This is a genomic window from Nocardia sp. NPDC051030 (assembly GCF_040683015.1).
In the GTDB taxonomy this organism is placed as follows: domain Bacteria; phylum Actinomycetota; class Actinomycetes; order Mycobacteriales; family Mycobacteriaceae; genus Nocardia.
Genome location: NZ_JBFBCD010000010.1, coordinates 1 through 11,573, shown reverse-complemented (window position 1 = coordinate 11,573; position 11,573 = coordinate 1). Strand labels below are relative to the sequence as shown.

The 11,573-nt window shown below is 64.8% G+C and carries 10 protein-coding genes and 1 pseudogene; 6 read left to right on the top strand and 5 right to left on the bottom strand.

What is annotated here, in order from left to right; genetic code table 11:
- Positions 1-19: 19 nt before the first annotated feature.
- The 3 genes from AB0N05_RS30340 to AB0N05_RS30330 are packed head-to-tail and all read right to left on the bottom strand — an operon-like array spanning position 20 to position 3,635.
- A complete protein-coding gene (locus AB0N05_RS30340) occupies positions 20-1,072 on the bottom strand; it encodes an ABC transporter permease (RefSeq protein ID WP_364700174.1) in 1,053 nt (350 codons plus the stop codon).
- Positions 1,069-2,592 carry a sugar ABC transporter ATP-binding protein gene (locus tag AB0N05_RS30335; RefSeq protein ID WP_364700172.1) on the bottom strand — a complete coding sequence of 508 codons (1,524 nt, stop codon included), beginning with the start codon at positions 2,590-2,592 and terminating at the stop codon, positions 1,069-1,071. The genes AB0N05_RS30340 and AB0N05_RS30335 overlap by 4 nt, the downstream gene beginning before the upstream one ends.
- A complete protein-coding gene (locus AB0N05_RS30330; RefSeq protein WP_364700170.1) occupies positions 2,583-3,635 on the bottom strand; it encodes a substrate-binding domain-containing protein in 1,053 nt (350 codons plus the stop codon). Before AB0N05_RS30330 ends, AB0N05_RS30335 begins: the two co-directional genes overlap by 10 nt.
- Before the next feature lie 166 nt (positions 3,636-3,801).
- Here AB0N05_RS30330 and AB0N05_RS30325 point away from each other — a divergent pair, with 166 nt between their 5' ends.
- The 5 genes from AB0N05_RS30325 (at position 3,802) to AB0N05_RS30305 (ending at position 9,091) form a co-directional block, all read left to right on the top strand.
- Positions 3,802-5,031 carry an ROK family protein gene (locus AB0N05_RS30325; RefSeq protein WP_364700168.1) on the top strand — a complete coding sequence of 410 codons (1,230 nt, stop codon included), beginning with the start codon at positions 3,802-3,804 and terminating at the stop codon, positions 5,029-5,031.
- A gap of 23 nt (positions 5,032-5,054) precedes the next feature.
- A complete protein-coding gene (locus AB0N05_RS30320) occupies positions 5,055-5,843 on the top strand; it encodes an alpha/beta hydrolase (RefSeq protein ID WP_364700166.1) in 789 nt (262 codons plus the stop codon).
- A gap of 118 nt (positions 5,844-5,961) precedes the next feature.
- Positions 5,962-6,693, top strand: a complete 732-nt coding sequence (locus AB0N05_RS30315; protein ID WP_364700164.1) for a hypothetical protein — start codon at positions 5,962-5,964, stop codon at positions 6,691-6,693.
- A gap of 261 nt (positions 6,694-6,954) precedes the next feature.
- Positions 6,955-7,446 carry an HIT family protein gene (locus AB0N05_RS30310; protein WP_364700162.1) on the top strand — a complete coding sequence of 164 codons (492 nt, stop codon included), beginning with the start codon at positions 6,955-6,957 and terminating at the stop codon, positions 7,444-7,446.
- A gap of 220 nt (positions 7,447-7,666) precedes the next feature.
- Positions 7,667-9,091 (top strand): radical SAM protein, encoded by a 1,425-nt coding sequence (locus AB0N05_RS30305; RefSeq protein WP_364700160.1) that lies wholly within the window; start codon positions 7,667-7,669, stop codon positions 9,089-9,091.
- 250 nt (positions 9,092-9,341) lie between these two features.
- On the opposite strand, the gene AB0N05_RS30300 is transcribed toward AB0N05_RS30305, so the two are convergent.
- The gene (locus AB0N05_RS30300; RefSeq protein ID WP_364700158.1) at positions 9,342-9,902 is read right to left on the bottom strand and encodes a TetR family transcriptional regulator; all 561 of its coding nucleotides are present in this window, start codon (positions 9,900-9,902) and stop codon (positions 9,342-9,344) included.
- A 37-nt stretch (positions 9,903-9,939) separates the two neighbouring features.
- On the opposite strand from AB0N05_RS30300, the gene AB0N05_RS30295 reads away from it, so the two are divergent.
- On the top strand, positions 9,940-10,980 hold the full coding sequence (locus AB0N05_RS30295) for an epoxide hydrolase family protein (protein ID WP_364700156.1): 1,041 nt from the start codon (positions 9,940-9,942) through the stop codon (positions 10,978-10,980).
- Between the two features lie 90 nt (positions 10,981-11,070).
- On the opposite strand, the pseudogene AB0N05_RS30290 reads toward AB0N05_RS30295, so the two are convergent.
- Positions 11,071-11,316 (bottom strand): annotated as a pseudogene (locus tag AB0N05_RS30290) (LLM class F420-dependent oxidoreductase); the annotation flags it as partial.
- Positions 11,317-11,573 lie beyond the last annotated feature (257 nt).

Genomic DNA, 11,573 nt, shown 5'->3' with positions numbered 1-11,573 from the left:
CAGTTGATTCGGGCTCACGCTAGGTCGGCAGGCCGACCGCGCGTTCCCCACTGCGTCGCTGTTGAATGACCACGGCCGCCACCAGCAGCGACCCCTGTGCGACGTTCTGCCAGAAGGTGTTGACTCCCACCACATTCAGACCGTTGTCCAGTGCACCGAGCAGTACGACCGCGAGCAGTGTGCCACCGATGGTGCCCTTGCCGCCCTTGAGCGCACACCCGCCGAGCGCGGCCGCGGTAATGGCCTTCAACTCCAATCCCTCACTGCCCGAGACGGGTTGCCCCGATCCGGTACGTGCGGTCAGGATGACTCCGGCAATGGCCGCCACGGCTCCCGCGAGCACGAACACCGCGATCAAATACTTGTTGATATTGATTCCGGACAGCCGTGCCGCCGTGTCATTCCCGCCGATGGCATAGATGTTTCGCCCGATATCGGTGTACTTCAGCAGTACATGCATGGCGATGGCGACCACCGCGAGCACGATCACCGGCACCGGCAGCCCGAGGATCTTGCCGCGTGCGATGAAGATGAAGACGTCATTGTCCAGCACGAACCCCTGCGCCTTACCGCCGGAGATCAACTGCGCGATGCCTTTATAGGCAGCGAGCGTGGCCAGTGTCGCGATCACCGGATTGACCCGCCCGTAGACGATGATCAGCCCATTCACCGCCCCGAGCACGAGCCCGCACCCGATCGCGGCCAGAATCCCCAGGAAGGCATTCCCGGAGGTCGAGGTGAAGGCCATGGCACTGATCACCGAGGCGACCCCGGCCTGCGAGCCGACGGAGATATCCAAGGCCCCGCAGATGATCACCACGGTCTGCACCACGGCCAGTAGCCCGAAAACCGTGACCGCTTCACCGATTCCGGCCAGATTCTTCGGATCCAGATACCCGTCATTGAGCGATCCGAAGATCGCGGCGATCACTACGAGGGCCCCGATGAGGCTGAGATTCCCGGTGCCGATCGCCCGTATCACTCGCTTCGGCGAGTATGGACTGCTGCGCCCTTCGGCCCGGATGGGTGTAGTGGCCGATGCGGCCGCGGGTGCCAATTGCTGCTCGGTCATGAAAGTCCTTCGGATGTCTGCGTTTCCAGATCCCCGGCCATGGCCAGGGCGAGGATCGCCTCCTCGCCTGCTTGTTCGCGATCCAGTTCGCCGGTGATGCGCCCGTCCTGCATGACCACGATGCGGTCGGCCAGGCCGAGTACTTCGGGAAGTTCGGAGGAGATCACCAGTACGGCGACGCCGGAATCGGCCAATTCCTCGATAATGCGGTAGATCTCGATCTTCGCGCCGACATCGACGCCCCGGGTGGGCTCGTCCAGGATCAGCGCCTTGGGCTTGCGGGCCAGCCAGCGCGCCAGGACCACCTTCTGCTGATTGCCGCCGGAGAGCTTGCGCACCTCCTGCTCGATCGACGGCGTCCGCACCCGCAGCGAGTCCACATACTGCTGCACGAGCCGCGTCTCCTCGCCGCGTCGCACGAACCGCCAGCGCCGCAGCCGATCCAGCATGGCGAGCGAAATATTGTCCCGCACACCGCGATGCAGGAGCAGCGCCTGCGCCTTGCGTTCCTCGGGCGCGTAGCCGAGCCCGGCCCGCACCGCATCGCGCGGTTGCCGCAGCCGCACTCGTTTGCCGTCGATCCGCACCTCACCGGAGCGGATCGGCAGGTCCCCGGCGAGCGCCCCGGCCAGTTCCGAACGGCCCGCGCCGACCAACCCGGCCAGCGCGACGACCTCGCCCGAGCGCACCTGCAAGCTGATGTCCCGCACGTCGTCGGTGGTCACCGCGTCCACATCGAGCACGACCGCCCCGGGCGTATTGTGCTTGCGGCTGAACAGCGTCGACATATCCCGCCCGACCATCATCTTCACGATTTCGCGGTCGGTGGTCGCCTCGATCTCGCGCACTCCGACCAGTCCGCCGTCCCGCAGCACGGCGACCCGATCGGCGAGCTGGAAGATCTCGCGCATCCGATGCGATACGTAGATGACGGTCAGCCCTTGTTCGCGCAGCCTGCCGATGAGCGCGAACAGCGCCTCGGTCTCGTGCTCGGACAGTGAGGAGGTCGGTTCGTCGAAGGCGATCACCTTGGCGTCGGTGGTCAGCGCCCGCATGATCTCGACCAATTGCCGCTGTGCCGCAGTCAGTTTCGAGCCGAGGGTGGCCGGGTCGAGATCCCGGTCGAAGCCGAGTCGAGCCAGATCCGAGCGCATCCGCTCGGCCAGCGCCGCCCGGTCGAGCAGTCTGCCCGCCCGGCGCGGCAGCGACCCGAGATACACGTTCTCCGCGACCGACACGTGCGGCACGATCTCCGGTTCCTGCGCGATCACCCGAATTCCGGCCGCCCGCGCATCGGCGGGCGTATTCAGTTCCAGCGCAACGCCATCGAGTTCGATCCGCCCGGAATCCGGCAGGTGATCACCGCCCAGAATCCGGATGAGCGTCGACTTCCCGGCCCCGTTCTCGCCCATGAGGGCGGTCACCGCACCGGCCGGGAAATCGATGCTCACTTCGCGCAGGGCCGGCACCCCGGCGAAGCTTTTCCCGACTCCGGTGACCCGTAGTCCGTTCAGCTGCACTTGACGCCCTTCGACTGCCAGTCGGTGGAGTCCACCATCGCCGTGGGCGCGAAAGCCTCAGCGGGCATGGCCTTTCCATTGCGCAGGTAGTCGTAGATGGTCTGCACCGACAGCGACCCGACATCGCGCCCATTGATGAACAGCGCCGCCTTGAACCCGGTCGGCTTACCGCCGCGCCATTCCTTGCAGGCCAGGTACGCGCCGAGCCCGACGCCGAGCACATTGTCCGCGCCGTATCCGGCGTTCTGGATGGCCGCGACACCGCCGCTGACGTTCTCGTCATTGCAGCCCATGACAATCCAGTTCTTGACCGACCGATTGCCCGCCACCGTGGCCGAGATCTTGTTCTGCGCATCCGACGGTGTGTTGTCGGTGCCGACCTCGATCACCTTGACGTCCGCGCCCGAAGCATCCTTGAACGCCTTCTGATTGGCCTTGACCCGGTCGGTGCAGACGGTCACATCCTGTTTCCAGGCGTCGATGATGGCGGTCTCGTCGGCCTTCCATCCGGCCTTCACGAAGTCCTGTCCGGCGCGGGTGCCGACCTCGGTGCCCATCTGGGTACCGCTGAATCCGACGCGCGGCACCAGTTGATCCTTGGCGCACGAGGACGGGGCCGGGCCGTTCACGCAGATCTGATCGTCGGAGGTGAGCAGTGCGACGCCCGCCGCCTTGGTGAGCTGCACGACCTGCGGCCCGACCGAGGGATCCGGAACCACCACGATCACGCCATTCGCCTTCTGGTTCACCGCGTTCTGGATTTCGGTGACCGCCTTATTGGCGTCATTGCCGAGATTCACGATCTTGAGATCGACACCGAGCTCGGCGGCCTTGGCCTTGGCGCCATCGGCCTCGTCGATGAAGTACTCCTGGTCGCCCTGCTTCTGCGCGTAGACGATGCTGATCTTTCCGGTATTCGGTTGTGGTGCGTTCGTTTGGTTCCCGGTGTCCTTACCGGATGAGCAGGCCGTCGCCGCGAGCGCGAGAGCCGTCCCGAACAGCACCGCGCTCGTCCATCTGCTCTGCCGAGTCATCCAGGCCATCGCGTACTCCTCTATGAGCTGCCCCACAGTCGGGGCCGGGTTGTGATGTGGGGTACAGTACGACTTAGCGTAACGGTTGTAAATACTCGTGTAATAAGTGACGTGATCGGCGGAAAGCGCTGCGGCGGTAACGTTTGCGAGTACCAGCGGAAGGAGTGGCCACACCGTGTACCAGCTGACCGCGCGCGATATCAGGCGCCGGAACCGGTTTGCCGTACTACAGGCGATCTACGCCGCCGACGGTCACACCAACCGGCAGGAGATCGCCCAGGCCACCGGCCTGTCCTTCGCCACGGTCGGCAATATGATCGCCGAGCTGCTCGATGTGGGGGTGCTCGTCGAACATGGGTATGACGCACCGGGTGTGGGACGGCCGCGGGCGCGACTGGCGATCAATGCCGAGCGGGGTTTGCTGATCGGCGTGGACATTGCCGAAACCAGCGTCCACTTCGACCTTTTCGATCTGGCCATGTCGGTGATCAGATCGGTCGAGATTCCCCTGGATCCGGCCGCGACCAGTCCCGATGATGTCGCCGACCTGATCGGGCGCGGCATAACGGAATTGGACCCGGACCCGGATCGGCTGCTCGGCGTCGGACTCAGCGTGCCCGGCCTGGTCGAACCCGAACGCGGCGTCTCGGTGTTCTCGCCGTACTGGCATTGGCGCGATATCCCATTCCGGGAACTGCTGGAACAGCGCCTGCCGCACCGGCTTTACCTCGACAATCCCCTCAAGGCCAGCACCGCGGCGCATCTGTGGTTCGGGTCGGAGCGGGATGTGGACGACCTGATCGTGGTGGTGCTGCGCGCGGGCGTCGGCATCGGCGTCGTGATCGAAGGTTCGCTGTATAGGGGGGTCGGCAATAGCGCCGGGGAGTGGGGGCACACCAACCTCGTACTCGACGGCCGCCTCTGCCGGTGCGAGCGGCACGGGTGCGTCGAGGCATATGTGGGTGCGCCCGGCATCGTGGCGACCCTGCGCGAGCTCGCACCGTCCAGTCCGCTGATCGGCGCAGACGACACGGTCACCATCGCGGCCATTGCCGAGGCTGCGGCACAGGGCGATTCGGTGGCCCTCGCGGTAATCGACAAGACCGGCGAATACCTCGGCGTGGCAATCGCCAACCTGGTCAACCTCTTCAACCCACGCACCATGGTGCTCAGCGACCTGGTGTCGACACACTTCGGCATCCGACTCCTGGAAGCAACCCGCCGAGTGGCCGCACAACACGCCATGTCCGACCCATTCGCCGCCGTCACCCTCCAGTTGTCCACGCTCCCGCACAATCCGGTGAGCCTCGGCGCGGCGGCCTTCGCCCTCGAAGGCTTCCTCGCGGACCGGGAGACCTTCGGCTCCATCGCGGCGCGCCGCGCCACCCGGGCTTCGACGACCTAGCTCCGGTGGAGTAGGAACGGGGTATGCAACATCCGGCGCGGGCGATTCTGAATGTGCTGACCTATGTTCCGGATCGGCAGATCGTCATGACGCCGAGACAGTTCGGGCTCGAGTACGAGGACCTGTCGCTGCTCACCTCGGACGGCGAGACCGTCAACGCCTGGTTCGTCCGCGCAGCGGGCGAGCCGCGCGGGCATGTGCTGTTCGCGCACGGCAACGGCGGAAATATCGGGGACCGCTCGCCCATCCTCGCCATGCTGTCGGCAGTCGGCTTCGATGTCCTGGTCTTCGACTACCGCGGATACGGCCGCAGCAGCGGAAGGCCGAGCGAGCAGGGAACCTACCGTGACGCGCGGGCGGCTCGCGCGGCCCTGCTGGCGCAGCCCGGCGTCGACCCGAATCGAATTGTCTACCTGGGTAAATCGCTCGGCGGCGCAGTAATGCTGGAGCTGGCGACGGCCTTCCCGCCCGCGGCACTGGTACTCATGTCCACCTTCACGGGCCTGCGGGATGCAGCGAAGGCGGTATATCCGTACCTGCCGAAGCCGTTCGTGCCCAACGCATACCCGAGCCTGAAGCGGATCAGCACCCTGCGCTGCCCGGTGCTGATCATGCACGGCGATATGGACGAGCTGCTACCGGTGCGAATGGGCCGCGAACTCTATGAGGCCGCACCCGAACCCAAGCGCCTGATCATCTATCCCGGTGGCCTGCACAATGATCTGGTGTCCCGGCCGGAGTGGCCCGCCACCTTCTACGCCTGGGTGACCGGTGCCCTGGCACGGCAGCGCACCACACCCGTTGCCGAATAGGCCGTTTCATCCGGCGCGGTTGGCAACGCCCTGTAATGCCGAAAATCGAGTGGTGGACGCCGATCAGCTTTGGGATCATCGGGCGTTCGACATCAGTGCTGGTGGAAGGAAATCGCGGATGACCACGGCGCGGCGGTTCTGGATCGAATTCGACCCTCGGGACTGCCCCGACGCCCGGTTCTGGCAGGGCATCGGTGTGACCGGCTTCGACGTGCGGGATTGCTTGTCGATGATTGCCGATCTCTTCCCCGATGGACCGTTGCCGCCCGTGCGTCGAATTACCGCCGACCTCTCGCTGGCCGAGCCACTACCGGTGAATCCCCGCGATTTCGGTGTCCCGGTGTGGCGCGGCGTGTGGTATCCACCGGAGAACCTCGCAACCGGGCCGACCCACGACATCGACCGAAGGGGAGCGCCCCGCGACTACCCGACACCCGTCACCGCATCACACCCTCGAGTGCGCGCTGGCGCGACCCTGCCCACGAAAACCGCATGGTGGAACGAGATCCCGCATATCGATGGCCTGCTCTGGCCGCTGAGGGACGCGCACCGCGCCGAGCGCGGCGGTGGAATGCAGCGTTACGCCCCGGTGCTGCGCTCCGCCTGCGCCGCGGATCCGACCTACGGAGCCCTGGTGCGCGAAGCCCTCGACTACATGATCGTGTGGGGTCCGACACCCGACGAATGGTTCGATCCGACCGAAGCCAGGTTCGCCGACCAGCGGGAACTCGACGAGTACCTGCGAGCCTTCCGTGACTACTTGTTCGGAACCCGCCCGGAGCCGATCTACCCTCCTGGCAGCGAACCATTCACACTCGACGAACAACTGCGACGAATCGGGATCGAGTGAAATCCGCTGAGGGCCAAAACATCCCGCGATCGCACCTGGGCGCGAGACCCGAGCGGGGTCGAGCTTGCTGCGGCTTGAACCATTCGGTCATGTCGATGCCGCGCTGACATAACCGGCTAGCGTCGGGTTGTCAAAGGTCGACGGGCCGAGCTGATCCCAGTCTGTCGGTATGTCCGCTACTGCCGATGTGAGTGCGATCCGGAACGCATCAGGGCGACAATAGCTGCCTGAGATCGAGCAGCGTCGGCAGAATCGTCTGGTATGCAACGCATTCCGTTCGACCTAGAAGCTTATGCTCAGCGCGTCCAGTCGAATCCCTGCTTCATCTGCGAGGTTGTTGCCGGCACACACCGCGATGGATGGCACGAGGTGGTCGCCCAGACCGAGGACGGCATCGCGTTCTTGTCTAAGTACCCGACCTTGCTCGGGCACGTGCTGGTTGCCCCAAAGATCCATCATGAGAATGTGGTGGGCGATTTCAGCGAAGACGCTTTCCTCCGGTTGATGAGGTTGGTGCATCGGGTCGCGAGAGCGGTGGAAGCCACGGTTCAGGTTGAACGTACCTACTTGTTGAGTTTGGGCAGCCAGCAGGGCAATTCCCATGTGCACTGGCATATCTCGCCGCTGCCTCCGGGCGTCCCATATCACCAGCAGCAGTTCCACGCGCTGATGGCGGAGAACGGGGTTCTGCCGTGGACGCAGGAGCAGGCCAATGTGTTGGCCGGACAGTTGCGGGCCGCCTTGGCTCACTGAGCCGAGGCAGGTGGGGAACGCACTCATCTGCCGCATTGAGCGCTGACCGATCCGGCTAGCGCAGCGGGGCGAAAGATGAAGTGGCGGTGTCGGTCCGAGGCAGCCTGGACACCCAACTGGCGTGGGGCGGCCTGATCGAGTTGCTTCGGTACCCGAGTCCTACACAAGATCTCCGCATTGTGCGCGCGGCAGCATCACAACGGCGATCTAGCGTTGGCGCATGCGTGTGAAGATGATCCTGCCGGCCCTAACCGAGGCGACGAGCCCGTTGTTTCGGCCGATCAAATACTCGCTGTTCCCACCGCTCGGGCTGGCAACCCTGGCCGGCTACCTGCCCGCCGACGCCGAGATCAGCCTGCATGACGAGCATGTCGAGCGGCTTCGGACCGATGATGACCCGATCCCGGACCTGGTGGTGATTCAGGTGTACATCACCTCGGCGCGCCGCTCCTACGAACTCGCTGACCACTACCGGGCGTACGTGGTGCTGGGAGGCCTGCACGTTACCTCACTGCCAGAGGAGGCGGCCCGGCACGCGGATACGATCTTCTGCGGCCCAGGTGAGGACACCTGGCCGGTATTCCTGGCCGACTGGCGCCGCGGTCGTGCCCAGAAACGTTACGTCAGTACGGATAGGACACTCGCCGGGCTGCCTCCGGTGCGCCGAGACCTCATTGCTCGGCACCGGTATCTGGTCCCCAACTCGATCGTGGTGTCCCGAGGATGTCCGCATCACTGCGACTTCTGTTACAAGGACGCCTTTTTCGAGGGCGGGAAGTCGTTCTACACCCAGACCGTGGACGCCGCGCTCGCCGAGATCGACCGGCTGCCCGGTCGGCATTTGTATTTCCTGGACGATCACCTATTTGGCAACCGACGGTTTGCCGCAGAGTTGTTCGAAGGCATGCGGGGCATGGGCCGACTGTGGCAGGCCGCCAGCACCGTCGATTCCATCCTCGCCCCCGACCTGCTGGAACAGGCAGTGGAAGCCGGCCTGCGCAGCTTGTTCGTGGGCTTCGAGACGATCAATGACACCAACCTCGTGACCAGTCGCAAACGGCAGAACATCGGCCGGGACTACGGCGCCGTGGTCCGCCGACTGCACGATGTGGGAGTCATGGTCAATGCGAGCTTCGTGTTCGGGATGGACGACGACGGGCCTGATGTATTCGACAAGACCGTGGACTGGGCGATCCGCCAGGGGATCGAAACCGCGACTTTCCACATCATGACCCCGTACCCCGGCACCGCCTTGTTCGACCGGATCGCCGACCAAGGCCGGATCGTGCACCGCGACTGGGACCGCTACGACACTCGGCACGTCGTATTCAAACCTCGCAACCTCACTGCCGAGCAACTCGAGGCCGGTTACTGGCGGGCCTATCGAGATTTCTACAAATGGGGCTCTATTTGGCGTGGAACAGCCAGCCAGCCAAGTATGCGAGGCCGATTGCGGCATCTGGCATACGCGGGCGGCTGGAAGAAGTTCGAACCTTTGTGGAACCTGGCAATTCGATCCCACCAGGTGCTACACGCCCTTCCGCTGCTCGAGTCGGTCCTGTCGGGGTTCGGGGAGCGGCCCGCCAACACCACTCACAAGGACGCACGTAAAGCCCACCCAGCACCGCAAGATTCATCGACTTAACAGACGCCTTTCCCCGGACGCCCGGGTCGTTGACCCCGCTCCATGCTCACACAACCGGCCTGGAACAACCGAACCCGTTGCGCTGCACTTTGTAGCATCCTGTAATGCCGCATATCGCTCGGTCGAGGATGGTCGCAGCACCCCGCGGCGAACACACTGAACTGCCGATGTGTGCGGGGTTCCCGGTGGGTCCGAAGGTCAACGGGGAGAGACCGTTTCGGAATGTGTGTCTGAGTTGCGACCTGTGGAGTCACCCGTCGGCGAGGCGTTGGATGGTGGTGCTGAGCCAGGCCTCGAGGTCGGCGGGGGCGCCGAGTTCGGAACGTAGGACTCGGCGGCGGGTCGAGACGCCGAGGACGAAGGCGTCGATCGCGGCGGCTCGGCTGCGGGCTTCCGCGTCGTCGAGGCCGGTGTCGCGTAGGTAGCGGTGCAGGGGTTCCAGTGAATTCGTGTCGAGGAAGGCGGCCAGCGCCTCCGCCGCCTCCGGGCGTTCGCCGGATGCGCGTTGCAGCGCGAGCAGCGGATCCTCGCCGGGAGTGCCGAACCAGCGTTGGACGATGCTTGCCGCGAGGCGTGCGCCCAGTGTGGAACGGTCGCCGTCGAAGGAGGTCGAGACCGGGATCTCCACCCGGGTCGCCGCCAGGAACAGGCCGTCCTTGCCGCCGAAGTAGCGCGTGATCAGGTTGGGGGACACGCCGGCCGCGTCGGCGACACCTTTGACCGTGATTGCCGCGAACCCGTACTGGGCGAACTGGCGTTGCGCGTGCTCGAGGATCCGCTGTCGAGTGGCGGCCGCATCGCGAACTGTCATGTGTACGAGCATACACATCATGTATATGCTCGTACACATGAACGACGAGATGCGGGAACGACTCCGGCGGACGCGGCGGGTCACCACCCCCTGGAGCGAGGACGGGACGCGCGGCCTCGGCGGCACCCGTCTCGACGAACTGCTCGACCGCTGGGCGAACGGGTACGACTGGGACGTGCATGAGCGCCGCATCGATGAATTCCCTTGGGTGACAGTGCGGGCGGGCGATACCGACCTGCGTGTGATCCATCAGCGGTCCACGGATCCCGGCGCCCCGGTGGTCGTGCTGCTGCACGGCTGGCCGGATTCGGTGTTGCGGTTCGAGCGCGTCCTGCCTTTGCTGGCGGATATGCATGTGGTGGTCCCCGCGTTGCCCGGATTCCCCTTCGCGGCTCCGCTCACCGTGCCGGGTATGTCGGCCAACCGGATCGCCGAGATCGTCGCGCAGGCTCTCGAAGAGCTCGGTTACTCGCGGTACACCGTGTCCGGTGGCGACATCGGCGGCACCGTTGCGGAACTCATCGCGGCCGAACACCCGGACCGGGTGGCTGCCCTGCACCTCACGAATATCGCTCCGCAGCATGCGTTTTCGGCGGATCCGGCGGAGCTGGCACCCGATGCGGCGGCGTACCTCGCCCGGTGTGCGCAGTGGTTCCGGACAGAGGGCGGGTACATCGCCGAGCAGTCGACGCGACCGAACACGCTCGCCGTCGCCCTAGGCGATTCACCCGCGGGCCTTGCGGCGTGGATCGTCGAGAAACTGGAATCCTGGTCCGATGAGTCGGCCTTCACGCCGGACGAGCTACTCACTTGGGTCACCGCCTATTGGGTCACCGGTACGATCGGCACTTCGTTCGCCACCTACGTCGAACCGGTCGCCCTCCCCGACCGAATCGACACGCCGACCGTACTTTCGGTGTTCGCGCACGACACCAAGCCCGAGCCGCGAAGCTACGCCGAGGTATTCCTGAATGTTTGCGACTACCTGGAACACCCTGTCGGCGGCCACTTCTCGGCCTGGGAACAGCCCGAGATCTACGTCGACGACCTACGTCGTGCGGTCGAGCTGGGCGGCTGAACCGCAGCTCGCGAACGCTCCACCGCTGCAAGAGCACCAATGACGTTGGGGACGTAGGCGTCTGCCCATCTCTATTGCTGCGGTCCATCGCTAGCTTCGAGCGATGACTCGTTCGGCGAACCCCTCCAAGTGTTCGATCTTGGTCTCCAGCGACTGAGTATCCTGCTCGGTGGTGCAGAGGTTGCGGAAGCCGACGATTACGTCAGTGACGTTGGCCCGCAGCGCAGCCAGTTTCGTGAGCGGCCGGTCCAATTCGGCGGGGTCGCCGCCGGCGTGCATCCAGCCGTCGCCGCGTTGCGCGGCCCGCCGCAGCGCGGGTCCACTGTGCTAACCGACGAACGCACTGTCATGCCGATTATGTGACGATCACGAATCATGGCTGAGGGCTGCTTTTTCTCGCTCCCGGAGATGCTGATACCAAGACCAAGACCAAGATTCGAGAGCGAGTGCGCTACGCGATCCGGCGAGCTTGGGATGGTTCCCAGAAACGATCGTTTTAGAGACTGTGAGGATGATGTTGATGGCATCCGAGTGGTCTGACCCGCTTAGAGACTGACGTCTTCGACTGTCCTGCTTTTGATTTGTTGACCGGT